Annotated in this window: 22 protein-coding genes; all 22 read right to left on the reverse strand. The window is 35.0% G+C overall.

All coding sequences use genetic code 11. The features are described 5' to 3' along the window. Window positions 1–8: 8 nt before the first annotated feature. A complete protein-coding gene (locus tag IPK35_20815) occupies window positions 9–479 on the reverse strand; it encodes an OsmC family protein (GenBank protein ID MBK8055643.1) in 471 nt (156 codons plus the stop codon). A gap of 11 nt (window positions 480–490) precedes the next feature. Then, a complete protein-coding gene (locus IPK35_20820) occupies window positions 491–829 on the reverse strand; it encodes a n-acetylglutamate synthase (protein ID MBK8055644.1) in 339 nt (112 codons plus the stop codon). A gap of 22 nt (window positions 830–851) precedes the next feature. Beyond that, window positions 852–1226, reverse strand: coding sequence for a cupin domain-containing protein (locus IPK35_20825; protein ID MBK8055645.1), 375 nt, complete (start codon window positions 1224–1226; stop codon window positions 852–854). A gap of 168 nt (window positions 1227–1394) precedes the next feature. Beyond that, window positions 1395–2627 carry a transposase gene (locus tag IPK35_20830; protein ID MBK8055646.1) on the reverse strand — a complete coding sequence of 411 codons (1233 nt, stop codon included), beginning with the start codon at window positions 2625–2627 and terminating at the stop codon, window positions 1395–1397. A gap of 92 nt (window positions 2628–2719) precedes the next feature. After that, window positions 2720–3151, reverse strand: coding sequence for a helix-turn-helix transcriptional regulator (locus tag IPK35_20835; protein ID MBK8055647.1), 432 nt, complete (start codon window positions 3149–3151; stop codon window positions 2720–2722). A 178-nt stretch (window positions 3152–3329) separates the two neighbouring features. Continuing rightward, window positions 3330–4055 carry an ATP-binding protein gene (locus IPK35_20840; GenBank protein MBK8055648.1) on the reverse strand — a complete coding sequence of 242 codons (726 nt, stop codon included), beginning with the start codon at window positions 4053–4055 and terminating at the stop codon, window positions 3330–3332. Window positions 4056–4098: 43 nt separating this feature from the next. Beyond that, window positions 4099–5607: an IS21 family transposase gene (locus tag IPK35_20845; protein MBK8055649.1), complete on the reverse strand. Its 1509-nt coding sequence runs from the start codon at window positions 5605–5607 to the stop codon at window positions 4099–4101. A 180-nt stretch (window positions 5608–5787) separates the two neighbouring features. Further along, window positions 5788–6018 carry an AraC family ligand binding domain-containing protein gene (locus IPK35_20850; protein MBK8055650.1) on the reverse strand — a complete coding sequence of 77 codons (231 nt, stop codon included), beginning with the start codon at window positions 6016–6018 and terminating at the stop codon, window positions 5788–5790. A 289-nt stretch (window positions 6019–6307) separates the two neighbouring features. Then, complete coding sequence (locus IPK35_20855; GenBank protein ID MBK8055651.1) at window positions 6308–7414, reverse strand: hypothetical protein; 1107 nt, start codon at window positions 7412–7414, stop codon at window positions 6308–6310. Window positions 7415–7442: 28 nt separating this feature from the next. Then, entirely contained in the window at window positions 7443–8549 is a 1107-nt protein-coding gene (locus IPK35_20860; GenBank protein ID MBK8055652.1) for a hypothetical protein, read from the reverse strand. Next, entirely contained in the window at window positions 8546–9157 is a 612-nt protein-coding gene (locus IPK35_20865) for a hypothetical protein (GenBank protein ID MBK8055653.1), read from the reverse strand. The genes IPK35_20860 and IPK35_20865 overlap by 4 nt, the downstream gene beginning before the upstream one ends. A 381-nt stretch (window positions 9158–9538) precedes the next feature. Continuing rightward, entirely contained in the window at window positions 9539–10720 is a 1182-nt protein-coding gene (locus IPK35_20870; protein ID MBK8055654.1) for a DUF2310 family Zn-ribbon-containing protein, read from the reverse strand. Window positions 10721–10791: 71 nt separating this feature from the next. Then, window positions 10792–11316, reverse strand: a complete 525-nt coding sequence (locus IPK35_20875; GenBank protein ID MBK8055655.1) for an SMI1/KNR4 family protein — start codon at window positions 11314–11316, stop codon at window positions 10792–10794. Between the two features lie 534 nt (window positions 11317–11850). Next, a complete protein-coding gene (locus tag IPK35_20880) occupies window positions 11851–12564 on the reverse strand; it encodes a hypothetical protein (GenBank protein MBK8055656.1) in 714 nt (237 codons plus the stop codon). 421 nt (window positions 12565–12985) lie between these two features. Continuing rightward, window positions 12986–14188, reverse strand: coding sequence for a group II intron reverse transcriptase/maturase (ltrA, locus tag IPK35_20885; GenBank protein MBK8055657.1), 1203 nt, complete (start codon window positions 14186–14188; stop codon window positions 12986–12988). Between the two features lie 702 nt (window positions 14189–14890). Then, on the reverse strand, window positions 14891–15523 hold the full coding sequence (locus IPK35_20890) for a hypothetical protein (GenBank protein MBK8055658.1): 633 nt from the start codon (window positions 15521–15523) through the stop codon (window positions 14891–14893). A gap of 4 nt (window positions 15524–15527) precedes the next feature. Beyond that, window positions 15528–16646 (reverse strand): alpha/beta hydrolase, encoded by a 1119-nt coding sequence (locus IPK35_20895; GenBank protein ID MBK8055659.1) that lies wholly within the window; start codon window positions 16644–16646, stop codon window positions 15528–15530. A 162-nt stretch (window positions 16647–16808) separates the two neighbouring features. Then, window positions 16809–17105, reverse strand: coding sequence for a helix-turn-helix transcriptional regulator (locus tag IPK35_20900; protein MBK8055660.1), 297 nt, complete (start codon window positions 17103–17105; stop codon window positions 16809–16811). Further along, window positions 17095–17439, reverse strand: a complete 345-nt coding sequence (locus IPK35_20905) for a type II toxin-antitoxin system RelE/ParE family toxin (GenBank protein MBK8055661.1) — start codon at window positions 17437–17439, stop codon at window positions 17095–17097. Before IPK35_20905 ends, IPK35_20900 begins: the two co-directional genes overlap by 11 nt. 350 nt (window positions 17440–17789) lie before the next feature. After that, on the reverse strand, window positions 17790–19298 hold the full coding sequence (locus IPK35_20910) for a S8 family serine peptidase (protein MBK8055662.1): 1509 nt from the start codon (window positions 19296–19298) through the stop codon (window positions 17790–17792). Between the two features lie 312 nt (window positions 19299–19610). Beyond that, complete coding sequence (locus IPK35_20915; protein ID MBK8055663.1) at window positions 19611–20489, reverse strand: transposase; 879 nt, start codon at window positions 20487–20489, stop codon at window positions 19611–19613. Between the two features lie 402 nt (window positions 20490–20891). After that, complete coding sequence (locus IPK35_20920) at window positions 20892–21767, reverse strand: tyrosine-type recombinase/integrase (GenBank protein ID MBK8055664.1); 876 nt, start codon at window positions 21765–21767, stop codon at window positions 20892–20894. Window positions 21768–21784: the final 17 nt, after the last annotated feature.

The raw sequence follows: 21784 nt of genomic DNA on the forward strand, positions 1-21784 counted from the left end.
TTAGTTGTTTATGCTACCTTACAAATTGGATTACATTTCACTTCAAAATTTACAGAATTGGCAATGTAACAGATTTCATGAGCTTTGTGGTGCAGTTCGATAGCTCTTTCTGCCTTACTGGAGTCAGCCAAATGAAAGATCGGATTCAGAACAACTTCTTTAAAACTTCCTCCTCCACTTGCATTTTCTATCATAATTCCTGTAGCTTGATCAGTGTAAGCTATAACTACGATACCTTCCATCGAGCATAAGTACAAATAGGAAAGCATGTGGCAAGACGAAATGGCCGAAACCAACAAATCTTCGGGATTCAATTTTGTTTTATCTCCCACCACAGCATTATCCGTTGTTAGAAATAATTCGGGTTTCCCTTGTATGGAAACGGTATGGCTACGGTCATAAGTGCGTACATTTTTATTTCCGTCACCTGTATTACCTGTCCATTCTGTCGTTATTTTGTAATTGTGTTCGTGTGCCATAACATTCTAATTTACTGTTCTTCTATGATTGATGTTCCCTTTGATTTGTCTCCCGAAGTCCATTCCCAATTTTCGTGAAGGCGAATTTTTCCATTTTCAAGTATTTCGGGTTTTGATTTGCAAATTCCCGTCATGATCTCACCTAAATGGTTCACTTGGTGATAGCGCATGTCTATATTGCCATTTTCATCAACCAGCCCAATCAGATGCCCGTATTTAATCTTCCCACCAGTGTATTCGGATGTCAGGATATTTCCGGTTTGTTTATATACAAAAACTGTTTCATTGGATGTTTCACCATTTTCGGTATTGGCTATTGGCCTGAATATTCTATCGTTGTAGTTAATAATTGTGTTGCTCATTTTATAAATTTTAAATCCAATCCAATTCTTTTACGGTCATTTCACTTTCAACAGTGCCTGTATGCAAAGTTGCCTTCGGCTCAAAAAGTAGATTAAAAACAACATCACCATTGGTATGCGGTCGATGTTCTACACCTTTTGGTACGATTAGAATTTCTCCTTCCTTCACTTCGACTGTTCGGCCATCCCTAAAATCCATCAAGAGTGTTCCTTTGAATACCATAAAAAGTTCGTCTTCATTTTCATGACTATGCCAAACAAAATCATCTTTCAACTTACAAAGTTTTACATATTGCCCATTAAGTTCTCCAATGATATGTGGTGTCCACTGCTTTTCAAACAATGCAAATTTTTCCATAATATTAATTGACTTAATCTCATCCATTGCAACAATATTTAATTGTATTTGTGACTAATATAATCTAAATTTTGAACAAAAGTATAAAAAGCCGTAAACCAGAAATAGTAAAAAAATGCTCTTTTAAAAATTCTTGGGTGTTGTAGCCCACATTTTTTTAAAATACTTTATAAAATCAATACTCCGATAACAAATTTAAGCTGCGACTTTCCCAAAATCTAATATTTTGCGTTTTAATTCATTATTTTTTTGCAACTCTGGTTCAATACCATAGTTGATAAATATTCTTTCCAGCAGAAATTGATTAAATAACTCTGTTTTGATATCTTGAATGGAGCAACTGCAGGGCTGATCTTTTTCTATGCCTTGCCGTATGATTGCTTTAGCTACATTGACTGCCGTCATGGCATAATTTACATGATTATGGATTTTCTCCACTGACCTTGCCTGACAGTTGTCCAATCCGGTAAACTGTTTACCGTCTCTGAATATAAATTCCATTTGAAATCTGGCTTTGTAATATCTGACTATGTCGATGGAATCCCTAGACGTGTTGGTGCTAAAATAAAGAATGGTGTTTGTAACTTCACCTTTCTCATTTAAATATTCTGTATAGGCCACTTTGATATTTATCTTTAGACTTATGGAATACACCACTGCTTCGTATATAACCTTGCTCCCATCATCAACTGTCTTTTTGAATACACTCTTATCTATATTTTTGAGATATACTTTGCATGAGTATTTCTTAGGGCGACCTCTTCCTTCCATCTTCGGACCATTGTAAAGATACTTTAAGTTTGCATCGGGGCGTAATCTACAGATCACTTCTAACCCCAATTTGGTCATTGATCCTACAAATTTTTGTTTGTTAAACCAACCATCTACTACTAGGATTTCACTATGTTTCTTTATTGTATTAATCCTTTCGACAAATATCTTACAATAGTGTTTGATCAGACCAGTTTCTGCATCTTCTTTCTTCACCGGTGGTGTCTGTACGGCATCAAGATGATAGGCTGTATTTTGCTTGACATCTATGATGGCCAAGCATCCAAATTCCATACCTCGCTTGATCATGCCTGCTACACCAGAGTAAAAATAGCCTACATTAGGTGTATGTTTCCCACTCTTTGAAAGATATGAAGGATCAAACCCCACTATCAATTCATCGCCACATTGTTGGGTGATAAATAAAGAATTGATTGATACAAAATCAAATGCCTTCTTGAACATGTTGCGAAACCTCACTTCAGGCGACGAACTATATCTTCCCATCTGAGTAAAATTGATTTTTCCTTTGATGGTAAGAAATAACATGGTTACTTCCATAAAAAATACTTTCTGCCATTTGTTGATGCCAACCATTTTATCTAATATTGTACCTATAAGGCTTTTGCCGGAAGTAAATGCGTCTTGTGTAATCATTTTTGTGAGAGATTGTGATTACAGGTTGGCTCAAGGGCCAATTTACGCATTTACTTTTTATATATATTTTTTATCCTAATGTATTTTAAAAGTTATCGGAGTATTGTAAAATGACTTTGGTCAAAAAAGCCTAACTCATAAGCTGCATCAGTCGATAACTCTCCATTTTCCAAAAGTGTCTTCGCCTTAATTGTTTTTTCTTGCTGTTTTAACTGGCCAATTGTTAATCCATATTTTTTCTTAAACTTTCTTTGAAAATGAAATTTACTCAAATGGGCCTCTTGAGCAAGTTCATCTATGGATAAATCATAGTTCAAATTTGGTAAAATATTCAAGCTTTCATTTAACTCGTCTTTTTGGCCTACTTGCTGTGGATTGATTAGTAAATTGATTCCCGAAATAATTTTCTTTAATTCTGTTTTAGTATAGTTTAGCTTTATTTTATTAAGTAAGTCGGCTATTATATTGATTACATTTACATCAATTACCTTGAGTGTACCAATTTTGTTTTTTTTTCTGTACACTCAAAATATTCTTGTGGCAAGAAAAATGCCTTGTAAACGGTATGTTGAGAGATTATGTTTCTATGAACCTTAAAAGGTTCTATTATTAATGCTTCAGCCTCTCCAACCTGTATATTCTCCCAGTATTGACCCCCTAATTGGCGCGAAGCTGACCCCCTAGTTGAAGTGGGATACAAAGCTAAATTTTTATTCTCAGACTTTTACCTTTCAGGTCAAAATTGAAGCATTTTGCAAGTATTCTGTCCAGTATGGCATCTGCAATAGTTGGTTCGTTTATAAAAGAGTGCCAATGTTCTATAGGGAGTTGCGAGACGATGATGGTAGATTTATAATCATACCTGTCTTCGAGCATTTGTAGTAAAGCAAGTTTTGCATTTTGGTCGAGCTGCTGTAGTCCGAAGTCATCCAAAATGATGAGATCAGCTTTTTTTAATTGGTTAAGCCATTTAATGTAAGTGCCCTGGAGTTTGGCTAGCGATAGTTGTTCGGTAAATCGATTCATATTGAAGTATAGGGTGCGATAAGCATGTAAACAAGCTTGATTGCCGAGTGCACAAGCCAGGAAAGATTTGCCGCTGCCGGTAGCTCCCGTGATGATGACATTCTGGGCTCTTTCGATAAAAGAACAGTCGGACATCAAAGCGATACTTTCCTTTTTAATATTCCTTTCTGAGTTGTATATTATGTCTTGTAAGCTGGCTTTGTACCTGAGTTTACTTAGTCTTAGCAGCATTTGCGACTTGGTAAAGTTTCTGTGTTGCCACTCTGCATCGATGACTGTACCGATGCATTCATGCGTGTCTGGATGTGCATCTGCGGGAAGCTTCAATATGCTTTCGTAGGCTGACGCCATGCCTGTAAGATGAAGTTTCTGCATCTGCTGCAATGTTGCTTGTGTATTCATTTTTGATAAATATTTGGTGATAAAAAATATGATTTAATTTTCGTTAATTGATAAATTGCAGGGTTGATTGGGAATAATAGACTGGCCCGCGAAGGTTGTCGTGTGCCGGTAATTTCTGATCTTCTTTTTCTTGTTCATTGATTGGGATTTCTATTTTATCCATATTGTTTTGGAGGATGGTTTGTAAGATCCCGTATGTCGCCCGATGACCTGCAGCCGCTCTTTTAGAAGCATTTTCGAGCCTTTCGTTGCCATATTTATCGCCTAACCTAAGGATACCCAAACATGCATTGTACGTCTGCTCTACGATATGTTTTGAGTCAAGGATCGTTTGTACCGCCCACAAAGTGTGAGGCCCGATCTCTGATGCCTTTTTCTTAAAATAGGCGGCATCCCATCCTTTTTGTTCTTGATATCTGATGTGTTTTTCCGGCATGTGAGCTGCCAGGGTAGAATAGGCATATTCTCTGTAGTCTCTTTTGTGTATAGCGATACGTTCTGTACCACAATAGATCTCTACGCTGTGACTGGTATATATGATCTGAGTTGATTTGCCTATGTATTGGTATGGCACACTGTAATAATGGTTATTCTCTCCCACGATGACATGATAGTTTCTTTGCACTTTTGCTATGGTACTTTTATTGACTTCAAACATTGAAGATGGTAAGGGACGTAAATTTTCTTTCTCATTTTGTTCAAACCGCTCACGTCTGCTGTATGCCTTGCCCTGCATTTTTTTATTATTGAGTTCATCTAACTGTTTGCGGAAAGCGGCATTAAGTTCGTCTAATGAATGAAATACCTGATCTCTGAGCGGCGCATAAATATGATTGTAAACGATGGTTACATGGCGCTCTACGTTGGCTTTATCCTTGGGTTTGCCTACTCTGGTGGCATCTAGTTCCATCGTATAGTATGCCCCCATCTGGCTACAAAACTCTGTAAACTTTGGCTCATATCTGTCTGCCTTGGCTACATAGCTTTTTAGATTGTCGCTCGTTAAAACCGAAGGCGTCCCTCCTATATACTTCAAGGCTTCGTTGATGGCTATGACAAAATCTGATTGTTTCTGACTAGGTACAGCATACACATGTGTGAAGGATGAAAATGGAAGTGTGGTCACCAGTACTTCACAGTGATGTACTTCGCCAGTCCTTACGTCTACCCACTGTGCTTTACTACCGGCAAAGTCTACCATCATACGATATCCGGCTTTGTGCTCTATGCGGATAGTGGCTTCATTGATGGTACGATATTCCTTTAATTTACGGCAAAACCTGCTGTAACTATATCCGGTTGGATAATCAACTATATATTGTTTGTATATTGTTTCTCTGGTGACACCATGACGGCCTAATTCGTTTATAATCCAGGGAAGTAACTCTTTAAATTTTTCATTCCTATAATACTCCGGGCTATCAGACGATGGCTGTTCATAAAAGAGCCGATGAAATGCTTCATCCGACATTTGGTCCATCTGCGAAATATCTACGCCTGATAATTTGAAAATAGCAAGATACTTTTTTAACAGTATTTTTAGATACTCCATATATCCGGGAGGTTTTCCTTATGGTCTCTCCGCTCAATACATCTTTTAAAATAGATTTTACCTGATTCATTCTTGTGGGTTTAAATGCCATATCCAATTTTATTAGTTTATAAATTGGACACAACGTAATTTAAATTATCCACTTCAAATTCGGCACTGACCTTTTTTACCTTTTATAAATCAGGGGGTCAGCTTGCCGCCATTTAGGGGGTCAGCTTGAGCGCCATTTGATGGGTCAGCTTGGTAGGAATAAACAACAACCAGAATACTTTTGTCTTTTAATTCATAAATGATAGATCCTTTTTCAACAATTACAAAGGTATAGCTATCGTGAAAATGCCATGGATATTCATGCTTTGAAATTTCTCCTTCAAAGGTTTCTATATCTAAATATTTCTTATAATTTACCAAAGATACTTGATTTTTAAGAGCTTAGCTACTTCAATTTTTTATTATAAATTTATAACCTAAAGATTTCATATTCATTTAGAAAAATACGAAAATACAAAAGTGCGTTATTCTGATCCAAATTCAAAAGTTATTTTTTAAAGACATTAATTGATGAAACTTTTAACAGGATGAAGTATAACGGCACCAATATTTTTGAATTTAACAACACAACAAATTTAGGAACTAATTTTGAACAAGATGACTGAGTGGTCTCGTCTTTGATGCCGAATATTTTCTGTCCACTATATTTTTACTTTGTCCAAGGTTCCTTGATATTAGCATTCACGAATTTTTCACCGTCAAAAATGCACATACCTTGCCAGGTGCCGAACCAAAGTTGTCCTTTGTTATCTTCATAAATGCTTAGCACAAGATTTGCAGTTAATCCGTTTTCAGTAGTGTATAACGTGAAATTAGTGCCGTCATATTTATATACTCCAACATTTTCTGCCGTAAACCAGATGTTTCCTTTTCTATCTTCTAAAAAAGCACCGGTTTCTTCTCCTTTTATAATGCCATCCTTTGTTAAATTGGTGAAAGAAGTTCCATCAAATTTACTGGTTCCTCCAAACAATGTTCCAATCCAAATATTTCCTTTATAGTCTTCAAAAAAACCGGCATTATCGTCAGTAAGTCCATTTTTTTTGGTTAAATGAGTAAACTTCCGGTTCTTGTATTTAAAAATTCCATTTCCATCGGTAGAAAACCACATCGTCCCATTTCGATCTTCCATAATTTTAAACACCAATTTATCAGAAAGTCTGGGTTTAAAATCTTCAACTTTTGTTTCTGGCAACAAAAAAGGTGTAAACTTCTCTCCATCAAAATGACTAACTCCTCCGATCGATCCAACCCAAATGAGTCCGTTTTTGTCAATGGTTAAACCCCAAATTTCAGGATCATCACCTGGTAATCCTTCTTTTTTTGCAAATGATGTAAATTGCTTGCCATCGTATTTTATGAGTCCTTCAGAAGTTCCAAACCATACATTGCCAGCTTTATCTTCTACTATTGACAGAACCCTCATCCCTGGCCCGATTCTTTCGATGTTCATTTTTTCAAGTAATGTACCATCGTAGCGTATGATCCCGCTTCCATTTGTTCCAAACCAATAATTCCCTTTTGTATCTTGATACATAGACCTTACAAACTCTCTGACCATTCCATTCAGATTGGTATGAATTTGCGGAAATGTGGTATTATTATTGAATACCAATGGATTCTTTGTCACTATTTCTATAGGAACATTGGCTGATTTTTCTTTGACTTGTCCGGTGCATGAAGACAAATGAAATGAGAGCACAATTAAAATTAGCTTTCTTATAATGAATACTTTCTTTATTTCGATGTTTGTCATATGTTTAAGTTTATTACTCGTGTTTTCATTATTTCCAAGGTCCACGTGTCGTTATGTTTACAACATCGCCTTCCTTATTAATTCTGTATAATCCTCCTGCTCCGCCCAACCATAAATTCCCTTTTCGGTCCTCCATCATTCCCATGATTGAAATCGGAACATCAAAATTTTTAAACGATGCGCCCTGCCCGACTTCGTCATTCAGGCGGGCATCATATCTATATACACCATTTTTGACGGTGCTTATCCATATGTTATCAGATTTGTCTCTGTAGATTCCGTACACATCACCATCATTAAATCCCTTGATTTCCGGAAATGAAATTATCTTCTTGCCTATCATTTTATTGACGCCACCCTTTCCAAATCGTTTTTCTGGGTCAGGATCATCTCTTTCAGCGACTCTCGTTCCAATCCAAACACTTCCCTCTTTATCAAATTCAATTGTGGTTACATTATTGGAGTGAAGTCCATCTTTTGTAAGAAAATGCGTAAACGAATTCCCATCATATTTACAAAGGCCATAACCATCTCGTCTAAACCAGATATTGCCTTCAGAATCTTCACTCAGCGTCGACCAATATTTGGTGTCTTCGTTTATTTTGGTATCTACTTCAGGGTACGGAACAGAAAAAGGATGAAATGCCACTCCATCAAATTTGTAGATACCATTCCAAGTACCGACCCAAAAAATCTTCTTACGATCTATAAGTATTTTAGAAATCACATTACTATTTGGGTCTTCTCCTACTTTAAAATTTGTGAAATCCTTCCCATCATATTTGGATAAGCCATTTCCCGTACCAAACCAATAAATGCCATTGGCATCTTCCTTCACACTGGTGACTCTATCAGAAGGTAAGCCATCCTTTGTAGTAAAATATTTTAATTTTTCACCATCATACATAGCCATTCCTTTATCAAGCGTTCCAAACCATAAATTTCCTTTGGAATCTTCGAAAACACTTGTTACATATGCTGCAATCTGAGTATTTTCATTTTCAGGTAGTGGCTGAGTTGTCAATATTTCTTCTTTTGGCTGTGCTTGTGTTTTGCTTACAGAATTGCAAGAAATTCCAATGGAAAATAATAAAATAAAAAGTCCTAGTTTTGATGTTGATATCAGGTTTTTCATTTGATGTCTTTAAGGTTATTATTGCAAATACTATCGCGAAGTGTTACCTGGTTAAGCATTTCCCAAGCTATGTGCTTAAAATCTTGTGGAGAGAATTTTAATAAAGGTATGAATGTTTTGGTTTTTTTACAGTAAACACTTTCTATGGTAACATGTAGTGTTATCATTTTTTTAGTTGTAAATGCATCGTAAATTTCTATTGTTCCTGTAAAAGTTGTCAGATCTTTTTTTTGTTCTTTTTCTATAATTGATGCTTTTGTCTTTGGAATAGTCATCAATGTATCTTCATTCACCACTTTCATCAATCCATCAAAATAGAGCTTAAGATTGTCTTCAAAAAAATTTGGTGTTGGCTTAGTCTTTAAATTGATGTCCCAGGCAAAAACATAAGTCCAAAAGCCGGCACTATTTATATCCGCCCAACCTTTTGCAAACCTTATGTCTTCGTGACCTTTATAATTAATCTCCGGAGCAAACCAAAAGGGTATTTGAATAATTTCTTTCCCCCAGGTACTATCGGCCAGAAGTAAGTTTATTTCTTCTTTTTGTTGTCCGAATGAATAAAAGGAGCAACTCAGTAAGAGTGATATGATGATTATTATATGCATTTTTTTTAATGATTATTTTTTCACGCTTTGATTGAACCGCAAATTAAGGTTTAAAAAAAATTAAACTGCAAATAAGAGGGTAAATAAAAAGTAAAAATAGTGGTGTATCCCATTTTTGCACTAAGAGTATGTTTGAATTTTTATTGCCTTAAAATCAATGTATTATGAACCTGACTTCAAAATAATCGCCTTATTTAGCTCGCTAAATGCGTTGATTATTTTATTGCCAGAACCATAATCTCTTGATTTACAACTAAGAAAAATTTTAAACATACTCTAAAATTGTTTAAACTGCCCGCTACCCTCATTCCCAAGCATAGATAGTCTTACTTTTTCAAAAGTGAGGTTCATATTATCATTTTGCCTGATAGGCGAATTTATTTAACTAAAATATTTTGTAACTTTTTTATCTTCCAGTTTCATTTTATCAAATACCAATTGATTTACCCTATAATAATACCAATGCTTCTTGCGATTATATTTGTTTTCTTTCTCCACTTTTTCACCCCAAATACATTTCTCAATTTCAAAAGTATTTTCCATCACAAAGTCATCAAGGGGTTTTATGAGTTTTAAGATTGATTTTCTTAATGGATTTGTAGTCAAAGATAGGCTTTCGTCAAGCAATCGTCTTGCATCCATATCATTTTGCCATTCGTAGATATATTCTTCTTTATAAACATAGCTTCTGGCGAAATTCTCCCATGTTTCTATTAATGAACATATCTTATCGGCCAGTGCCCGGTCATTAAAAGTACTCAAAACCTTTTCCACTTCTGGAAAGATCAATGGCAAACTAATCTCAGCAACATTATAAGAAACATTACTCATTAATAAACAATCATCGCATTTGAAAAGCACATATTTATGAATTTCTTCATTGAGCTTCCATGGTTTTTTGCAGCAAGGACAAGGTCTGTTTAGGTCTTTATATCTGCTTTGTTCTAAAAAGTTATTCAAAAAATAATAACATTTTATGCCCGTTGCTGCTTGTATTTGTGCAGCTGTATCTCTTCCTAAAATGGACAATTCAGAATCAAACTCCGTTTGTTGTGCCATAGCCCACTTCTCACCAACGCTACAATTAACATCTAATATTACACAAGCCATATAATTGCTCATCCAGCTTGTGATAGGCTCATACCCAAAATCTTTTACCTTTTTTAATTTATAAAACGGTATGGATTTATAACACTTACCACATTGAATGGGTGAATACGCATCAGCATACCTCAACAATAAATGCTCATGTTTTTTGCAAGTGCAAATACTATTTTCCTGATCTTCGCCAGTGCCTACCCATTTGATTTGTAGTGAATGGCCACACAATTTTTCTAAAGATTTAATACGGCTTTTTACATATTTGTTTTGATACTTCACATCAAAAGCATCTTCTGCAATAGTAACAATCACTGCATTCATCACTCCATTGTGCACATATGGATTCATATCTCTACCTAATAATTGACCACTATGTCGCAGTAAGCCTAAGAAATCATAGAACGAATGCCAAAGTTCATTCAGGTCGGTTGATTTATTGTATTTTATAGACAGATGATGCATGGCTTTTTTATTGAGAAATTAAACAACAAATCGTTTTTGTAATATGAAGATACATTTCTAAACACAATTATTTATTCAGTTTCTGCTTTATTGATGTTTTGTTCTTTAAGAAAGTCTGCTAATCTTGTAAGATAATCCTTTATACCATCAAACGGATGTTCGCCCGGATTATAAGTCGCGAACTCCCAATAACGCCATGCTTTATGTTCGCCATAAGGATGTATCAAAAGCACACTATGTGGGTACTGAGCTCCAGCGATGATAATGCTATTTTTTAAGTCATTGGTAAAAGCCTCACCCATTTCTGCATAACATTCAATCAAATATGGATCCGCATTTTTGAGCCAATCTATCTGCTCTATAGGCAGAAATGCCCCAAAGGTTTGGTTTAAGATGACAGACGTACCATCAGATATTTTATAAAATGCTACTACATCATCGGGTAGTTTAACACCCAATCTTTCTTGTGTTTGTATAATGCTTTCCTCTGTTGCAGGATTTCTACCTATCCATTTTACTTCTTTTTCTTCATCTGAGAAAAAGTCTGGATTAAGTGCAATCGCTTCTTTTGAAATTTGTTGTAATAGGTCTATCATTTTTGATTTATTTGTCTTTTATAGATATAGTGCTAGCATTATTCCGTTATCTGTTTCAACCATTCTATTATCTGTTGTTTTTGTTTGTTGTCAAGTTGAGTGATTTTTATGTGTTTCAAAGTATTGCCTTCTCCTTTTAATTTAGAGTATGTTTAAACTTTTATCATTTGTCTCCAAGTGGCAAATTTAATTTTGTCCAGCGTTATATTTTTCGCCGTACCGCGTCAAGCTACGCTTGAGCTTTCGGGACGTTTCTGTCCCGATCAAGACATTTTTTAAAAAATCGTCTTGACCGGCTATATTCTGTATCTGCTGCGAGCCGTTGTTCGCAGTTCCTTCACTTCGCCTACGCTCAGTGCGACGCTTTATTGAGTAAAGTTTTTTACTCGATCCTCGTCATTGACGAGACCATTCAGTCGTCTTGTCCAAAAATAAATTTTTTCACTTTCGCTCAAACATAAAAATTTAAACATACTCTTATTGTCTGGGTCAATAAGTTTGTCAATATGGTAAAAGCCGAGGGTTAGGTGCTTTTTATATTTGCTTCCATTCCTCTAATTTTTCTTTTTCAATATAATATGCTTTTTCATATGTTTCTGTAAAACTACAAGGATTTTCTATGTCAATCCTCTTGTAAAGAAATTTTCCATTTACCTTATTAAAAATATTTCTCACCAGGTTATCTCTTTCGCTATCATTTAGATAACTTTGTCTAAATGAAATGTCAATAATTTGATTAACACCCAAATCGGAAAACTGATTGTAAAAGTACTGAATTTGAAATCTAAAATCAGTAATTCTATTATACCAATCAGTTGTTTTGTCTCGATTTAATTTATTTCTATCTCCAAATACTGTAGTACTGTAATGAAAAACATAGCCCCGTTTGTCCAATGAATTTTGGGGAATAGGAATACCCGGATTTCCATTAAGGTTATTCCAAATATGGTTATGAAGTGCTTTGTCCTTTAGGAAAGTGGTCAATGTTTTTTCTATATTTTCGTAATTCCAGTCGATACAACCACCTGTTGGTATTTTTGAACTGCTCACTCTATAACATTTTTCATTTTTTAACCACTTTAGTTTTTCAAAATGTTGCCAGGACAAAATTTTAGAAGATAAAAATGGTTTTAAAATCTCATCAAGGATTGGGAAAATGTTTTTCATATTTTCCCAATAATAGATTTTATCATCTTCCGACTTTGTCTGGCAAAGTAAAGAGTAGTTCGTAAATAATTTATGGTCCATTTGAAAGTTGTCTGTAAAATTGCTACCAACGGGAAGTCGGCCTGGAACCGACCATTGTCATCCCAAAAGTAGGCAAAAATGACTGATTTAGTGAATTCTAAGTGACTTTTATTTTTGAATGATGTTAATTAAATAGGTGTGTGTATAATATTTGAGCTTATCGATCGATACAAATCGATTATAGTTAAATATAACAAAACGAGATATCAAGGTACTTTTTGTCTGCCGCGGCTGATTACCTATGATATTGATGGGTCCGCCTAAATTAAATGATTTGGGTAGGATGACTGAATTTTTGTAATCTTTTTTAATCCGAGATAACGTTTTGGGGGTCGAGTAGGCAAGAGCATCACAGCCAAAGCCTCTCACAGAACCGTACGTGAAACTCTCGCTTCATACGGCTCTTGTTATACAAATCTATTCAGATTTTTGAAAATTGCCAATGATAAAATAGATTGGGGTACGAGGCTTTTATCTCTCTTAACCAATCAAATGCTCTTTGATAACTTTCTTTCATCCGCTTATACTTATTCTTAACCCATTTCGCTATACGATAGTCCAAATGTCGTAACAATTTTTCTATGCACCAAATATTATATTTGCCATAGTAGCTTATTACGCCTTTCGTCTTAACGTTGAGCATCGCTGCTAGCTTGTGTAATGTTAGCGAACTATCTCGGTGAAAATCCATCTCCTTCCATTGTTCAATTATCCTACTTCGTGCTTTCATACTCATCTCGCAATCAAATCCTAGAAACATTCCGCCTTTTGTGGATGGTTTGCTCATGGGTTTGAAACTATATCCTAGAAAATCAAATTTCTTGGGATAGTCTTTTCTGATAGCTCGTTTGTAGTTGTGACAATAGACTATTTTGGTCTTCCCATCGTTTAGTCGCAATTTACATGCTGCTAATCTTCGCTTTATGCCTTCTAGTACATAATGGCTCTGTTGCTCACTGATACAGTGCACAATCACATCATCTGCGTAGCGTACAAATGCTACCGTAGGAAATGTTTTCTCTATCCATTTGTCTAGTACATAATGCAAAAACAAATTCGCTAGCAACGGACTAATCACTCCTCCTTGTGGTGTTCCACATCCTGTTTTTGCAACTAGTCCTTCTTTGGTCGAGATCGGTGTCTCTAGCCATCTTCTAATGTACATCTTTACCCACTTTTCTGACACATGTCGCTCAACGGCTTTCATCAATAATTCATGATCTACTTCATCGAAAAATTTGCTGATATCCATGTCCACGACCCATGCGTATTGCCTAGTGTTTTGTTGTACTTGCTCTATCGCTTGGTGTGCGTTCTTGTGAGGTCGATACCCATATGAATTGGCTATAAACTCCGATTCTAATCGTGGCTCTATAAAAGCCTTGACTACTTGCTGTGCTATCCTATCTGTAACTGTAGGTATGCCCAGCTTTCTCTCTCCACCTCCTGACTTGGGTATGATTACTTCTTTTACTGGCTTGGGAAAGTAGCTACCACTTGAAAGTCTGTTCCATAGTTTGTACAAATTTGGTAAAAGATTTTTCTCAAACTTTTGAAGATCCTCTTCGTCCACTCCTGCACTTCCTTTGTTACTCCTAACATGCCGATAGGCATCCCTTACCATCTCTTTGGTAATCGGAATAGGTTTTGATCTTGTCTCAAATAATTCTGTCATCCTTTGTTTTACTAAAGTTGTTTAACTACTTAAAACCGTATAACTACAGCCCTTCACTCCATGCTCATTACAAGCACTTCATCATTACTACAGCTGTATCCGCCATCCATATAAACATTGCTATTATAAGCCTCATGGGGTCTTCCCACTTGTGCCGTTCGCTTTGCATTTCATATGGACTTCCTGAGTTCCCTACAAAAGCCTGAATAAGATTCATGTCTGCTCAATAGCGTTTGCCCCATAGCCAATAAGTAAGTTCTCGCTATGACTTTTCACTCGCAGCCAAAGAATACGAGCTTTTGACAAATTGTAGCCACCCTCTCACTACTTCATCACAGATTCATTTTCATTCATCTCTCTTATTCTTACCTGACCCATCTAGTGAGCCTTTTCCTCTTTCCGTTCAACACATTTCAATTACTATCCATGCACCGAGAGGCGGTTTGATGCCTCCGCTTACACAGCGACACCGATGGACCTACCATCATCTTTTGTAGAGCATTGATAAATCAATACAACTGATTTATCATTCACAGCACACCTTGCCGAAGGTGGGGAATTATAAGCACAAATGTTGAATTTTGCACAAATGCCAAATAGAATTACTAATGTTCAATTTAGCACTTCAGCCCCACTTTTGGCAAACCCTTGTTAGCGGTTCGTTGTTATTTTCTGTTCTCTCGGTTTAATATGTTCAAAGTCTTCATACTTTGTAAAATGTTCAAGTCCTAGAACTAATAATATTGAACTTATAGAATATATTTTCTGCATTATAAAGGCTAATTCCAAATAACTAAATCCATATAGGAAAAAGAAACAGTAATAAGTCAATAAGCATATTATACAGCAAAATTTAAGTAAATGTAGTTTTGATTTAAGGACGAAGAAAGTAATAATAAATAGTCCAAACAATGTTATAACAATTGATATTGTTCCTATGTCGTGATAGGGTGTTGCAATTAAGAAAATAAAAAAAATGTTGGCAAATCCGATATATTTTAAAACATTATACCATACTCTTAAAGAAATCTTTTTCGAAATATTTATAAAAAAAACACCATAACCAACCGACTGGAATGCCATTCCAAAAATTGCCCAAATTCTCCCAGTATTTTCAGAACCATTTAACGCTTTTGCCTCAAACAAATTGCTAATAAAATTTTTTGACCAGCCGAAGCCCACAGAATTTTTGTCAAGCAACGAGCCTCCTGGATAGGCTAACGCTGCAATTACTATTAAAATTACTGAAATAGTCATACATATAAAGACCAAATACTTCTTAATCATTTTAGTCAAGTTTGTTGTAATGTTGTTGAGGCTTCGTTGTTTTATCAGCACTAAGGAAATTTAGTATTGTCTCATTGTATTCGTTTGGTTTGTCCCACCATATAATGTGTCCAGCATTCTCAATAAATTTATATTCCCCTTTTAGTAAGTCCACATATTCATATACAGATGAATATTCGCCTTGGTCATACTGTCCTTGCAAAACAAAAGTCGGGATATTCAGTTGTTTTAATTTGGTTCTAATATCTGCAAGGTTTCCATAATAGTTGCTAAATCCGTGAGAATAACCACCTGCACCACCTTCTTCGGGTTTTACATTCTTTGGGTCGGCTACCATTCCTTTGGTGAATTTAGAAGCCATTGTATTAGTATAATCATCAAACTCCCTATCGCTTGCCCATTTGAAATTAAAAGCCAAGGCACATAACATTGACATTACAATTCTTGGTTGTAAAAAATCTTTTTCAGTTTGCTCAAATACTTCTATTGGCTTTTTAAATTGATATTGTGCAGGTGTTGGATATAGTTTATTCATGACAGCCATTGTTCCATCAGTATTCGTTCTATAAGGTTGCAAGTCACCCGGTGAAGAAAGTATTAATTTATCCACTTTGTCTGGATGATTAGCTACAAAATGAGTTGCCAAAATTCCTCCAAAAGAATGCCCTATCAAAATGACCTTTTCTGTCTTTATTTGAGTGTTAATAATTTCGTTTAGGTCTTTCAAATGCCTTTCAAAAGAATAATCTCTTGGCTTAGGTAATCTGTCTGAAAGACCTGAACCAATTTGGTCATAAAGATAAACATCAAAACCGTTTTTAGCCACTTCTTTCATTTGAGAGATAATGGCTGAATGAATATATCCTCCTGGTCCGCCATGTAAAAAAATTATAATAGGTTTAATGTTAGCAGTGTCTCCCTTAATATTTGTATATGCTATTTTATAACCATTTTGCATTGTCCAATACTTTGTATCAGGTCTTGGTTGAATTGGTTTTACATTTTGACTTAAGGGTATTATACTCCAAATAAGTAGAATTAAAAAAACTAATCCGAGGGTTCGAAATGTGTATTTTAATATTCGTCTGAAAAGTGATTTTTTCTTCTTTTCTATTGTCATAATATTTTGTCAAAGTAATTCTTACGATTGTTTCGTAAAAGTTGATTAGTGTATTCCTCGGTACTGTGTGGACGTCCTACAATGACCGCTAACGGCTGTGCTTTGCGACGGTTTTTGGCGATAGCCAAAACTGGCGTCAAAGCATCTGTTATGATGTGTTATTTAATTAACCGATAATTTGATATGTTTTCCAAAGCCTTCTCTGAAAATTCTCATGATGGTTGACAATCTTATATCGGAAGCATTGTTTTCGATTCTTGAAATATAACTTTTTGTCGTACCGCATTTATTGGCCAACTCTTCCTGAGTCATACCTTCTTTGGTTCGCAAATCCTGAAGCATTACACCCAATTTGAACGCTTCGAATCCTTCTTCATACTCGGTTCTGGATTTAGTACCTACTTTTCCGTATTGTTCGTCGAGATGATCTCTAAATGATGTTAAATTACTACTTTTCATTGAAGTACTGTTTTTTAATTTTAAGTGCTTTCTCTATTTCAGATTTAGGGGTTTTGTTTGTTTTCTTTTGGAATCCGTTGATAGCTACAATCAATTTTCCAGCGTCAAAAAAAGAGAAAATTCTATAAATATTTGATTCAATTTCAACCCTAATCTCGTAAAGTCCATCTGTGTTAGCTAAGTGTTTGAAATATTTTTCTGGAATATGTTCAACTGTTTCCAAAAGGTTGATTGTCCAATCTACTTTTAGTTTGGCCTTTTTATCTAATCCTTGATAGAAATTTCGAAAATGCTCTCCATAAAAAGCTACTTCTCTTACTAAATCAGATTTCATTAAGCAAAGTTAGCTATTTAGACAACATTTCCAAGTTTTTATAGTTCATTTTTTCTCATTTAATACATCACAACGTTCTCTGGCTTCACGTCTGTTGCTGCTGCAAAGACTGACCAAAACAAAAATACAGAATTTTTTAGAAAGATAAATTGGAATAACTTGCTTATTTTCCATAAAATACAAAACGCAAGCGCAAGCTCAGCAATAGCGTGAAACCAGTGTTGTATGCTGTTTATTTATTTTTTCATAGTCCTTCTGCAAATTTAAAAGTTTCATACATATTCACAATTCCACCAGATTTGGATAGTGAAGAAAATCTAACTAATTTTTCACTTTTGGGTTGAACTGTTTCAATTTCTATTTTTTTTTATCGGTGACAAAATGCAGTTCATAATTTCTTTGTAAGTCAATTGTGGATAATAACTCCAAAGTGTTGCCACAAGTCCTGCTACTATTGGTGTTGCAAAACTTGTCCCAGAACGATTTTCTAAATACTTATTATTTAATGTTGGATAATATAAATGTTCTCCAGGTGCAAATACATTTACTTGTTGTTGACCATAATTTGAAAAATTACAAGCAAGATTGTTTGATGAATAGCTTGATGCACCAACTCTTATAACATTATCTACTCTTTTCCCATTAGCTAATTCAGCCGATGGGAATCTTATTGGATTATCAATATTTATCGATAGATTACCCGCAGATTGAACTATTATTACTCCTTTTTTTTGGGCATATCTAAAAGCTTTGTCTATAAGTTTTCTATTAAGGCAAGTAAAATTACTAAAACTCATATTTATAACTTTTGCTCCATTGTCAACAGCATATTTTATTGCATTGTATAAATCTTTGTCGTTTTGGTCTTGATTAACATTTACAAATATTCTAATGGGCATTATTAAAATACTATTGCTTTCTGTTAAGTAATTATAATCTGCAATTAATCCTGCACAAGCAGTGCCATGTTCTTCCTTTGGAAAAACATTATTAGTTCCATAATATTTTTGATTTTTGTTTTCAGGATAAATATTTTCTTTGTGAAAATAAAAATATGGGTTTGAATTTTCAATTAGTGTATTTATATATAGTATTTCATTATCAATTTCTTCAATTCTTTCATTCCACTCGTTAATTTTTTTGTTTATGCTAAAATTTAACGAGTCTGAACTTGTTTCCAAAAATTTAATCCTTTTCAAGTAGTTTTTGTAAAGAGTTGAATCTTGTTCCTTTGTTATAGGATTTTCTTTTAGTGTTTTATAATCTACATTTTCAATATTTAGTTTGTCTTTATAGTATTCTAAAAGTCGATTATAATCGTTAATAAATTCTTGAAAGTAAATTTTATCCTCTGCAATTGTTTTTTCACTAAAAAAATATTCTTTTTGCAGAACAACATATTTCCATCGTTTAAAGTCAGGATGATTTTTGATTGCTATGCTATCCTTTAAGGATGCAAATTTTGGTTTTAAAAAAATGTAATCTCTAATATCTTCAGTGCAAGAAGATTTTGTGTTACCAACAAAATTCCAACCATTAATATCATCGATATAGCCATTTTTATCATCATCAATATTGTTGTTTGATATTTCTTTTTTGTTTGTCCAAATATAATTTTTAAGATAATTGTGATTGATTTCTGTACCACAATCAATAATAGCTACAATTATTTGTTGTTTTGGCTTTTTATTTTTTATAATTGTTTGTTTAGTTTTTAAAGCACTTATTCCATAAATATTATCATTTTCAAGGTCGTAAAATTGCCATTGTTTAGGTAAGTAGTTTTGATTAATGATTTGTGCTTTAGAGAATTGTCCTAAACACAAAAAAAACAGTATTAGTGGAATTCTTATCATCATATTTTAGTATTTTTCGGTTAAATAGCATACAACTCATAGGAATATCTACGAATTCGCATGTACAAAGATAAATTAATTGCACAAAACCCATAGCGAATTTGTAGATATTTAAGTTTAGACCGTTGGATTATAGCCAATTTATTTATTATACAAACAATGAAATCTTTTAATCCTACGGCCTGAAACGAGCCGTATATGGGATTTGCTTTGATTGTAGTAGTTATTTTTAATGGCTTTGGGCTATAATTTTGAGTTTTAGACATTAATCTTTTGCAATAGCTTTTGGTTTTACCTTCCTAACCTAAGATTTGATTAGATTTTTGCGTGTTCGACCTTGATTTTGACTTTTGTCTCCATAGATACCTCAGGCCTCGATGAAGCATTAGGGTCTATTGGTACTATTTTGGGTGTTTGTGCAGGCGATTTGTTTCTACTTTCTCGGCCAATGTGCTTTTCGTACCATTCAGCATCAGGTTTTATGATTTCTATCTCACTATCTGTGGATTGACATGAAACGCATTTTATTTTTTCCTCTTCTTCGTCTTCCGTTATTTGTAGTAAGGCTTTCACTATCTGAAACAATGTTCTTATGGTTTGACCATTTTCTTTGATGAGTGCCGGGATTGTTATTTTTATTTTTTCGGATTTTGATTTGGTCATGATGCCATATGTTCTTACTTTTTGAAAGTTGGGAGGTAAGACATGTATCATGATTTGTCGCATGGCTACTATGGGGTCGAGTTGCTTGATCGCTTTAGGCGCTGCTTCATTGGGTTTTTGATTTGTGTAGTCATTGTATTCCATTTTTACGATCTGTTGTTTTTCATCATACTGTATTTTTTTATTACTTACTCCTATTCTGCATATGTATCGACCTAGGTATTCTTCTATGACTTTGGTATGAGCAGTAGGTGGCGTGTTGTGTACACACCACCTCACTTCTTTGGTACTATTGATGATACCTTTTACTGTTTGATAATACGATGGATCGATTTTCTGCAGCTGACTTTCCAGCTCTTTGATAAAGATGGTTTTGAAGGTGCTACATATTTTGCGATACGGTGCGATTTTATTTTTTCGTTTGGGCCATACCCATTTGCCATCCTTGCTTACACCTCCAAAGGTGACCAGGGTATGCAGGTGTATATGTTGTTTGAGATCTGAGCCAAATGTATGCAGTACGGCTGTCATTCCGGGTGTACCTCCCTACATTTTCTGGGTCTCTTGCCAGTCGTTCTATGGTGAGCCAAGCTGCCTTAAATAGCACGCCATACAATAGTTTTGGATGGCCTTTTCCTATATAATTTAGCTCGTGAGGTATGGTAAAGATGATGTGCTGATAGGGACATTTAAGCATCTTGCTCGCCAGCTTGTCTTGCCATTGTATACGTTTTATACTTTGACATTTTGGACACTGATTATTGCCACATGACTTATATAAATAGGTCTTCTTTTTGCAACTTTTACAACTTATTACGATCCCTCCGAGCGCAGGTGTTTTACATTTACTTACATCTTTGATAAATCTGATCTCGTGCTTCTGCGGTTTGTATAGGTGGATATATGTCTCTTTGTACGCTCTAAATAGTGATCCTATGTCTGTGAATGGCCCATCAGACTGATTTGGATCGTTGTAATCGGATGGATTATGCTTTGACTCTGAAAGTTTACACATAAATGAAGGTATATCGAGGTCGTTTTTAGATTGGTGTGACCTAACATCTTCTGTATATATACAATATTCGTTCCATGTTCCATGTGATGGGTAGCGTAGCAATGACGCAATGTATGTGGGCTCACATCATGGATGATGCCTGCTTTCTCTTTAGCTCGCATCATGGCATGCTGTATGTTGCGTTCAGGCAGTGCATCTTGTGTTGTCTCCCCATAAAAAAGTCTGTCTGTAGGTCTGTAGATTTTGTAATATTGTCTTAATATTTCTATCAATTCCATCGGTACATCTACATATCTGTCTTTGTGACCCTTGCCTTTATCTATCTTGATCTGTAGTCTATCAGAATCAATGTCTTTTACCTTGACCGACAAGGCCTCACTTATGCGCATCCCCGTAGCGTATAGGAAGATGAATAAGGCTTTGTATTTAAGATTGCGTACGTGCGAAATGAGCTTTTGTACTTCTTCTTTTGATATGACATTGGGCAGTTCTTTATTTACTTTGGGTCGTGGGAACATCGGGGTATTCCACACTTGTTGAAGTACTTCAACAACGTATTTTTTAATAGCTGAGTAATCCATATTGATGGTCTTCCAATCCATTTTTTGACTGTATCTATATAAAAGATATTGTTTTACAGCAGCATCTGTAAATGGATCTTCTATGCTCTGATCGTTACAATATTGGAGATACTTCCTCAATATTGTCAGGTAAGATTTCCGGGTTTTAACTGGTGAATTGAGCAATATCAGTCGCTCATCATAAGCCTTCAGGTGGTTGTGTACAGGTATCATTTTATTGTTATTTATTT

The organism is Saprospiraceae bacterium (assembly GCA_016713025.1).
Taxonomy (GTDB): Bacteria; Bacteroidota; Bacteroidia; order Chitinophagales; family Saprospiraceae; genus OLB9.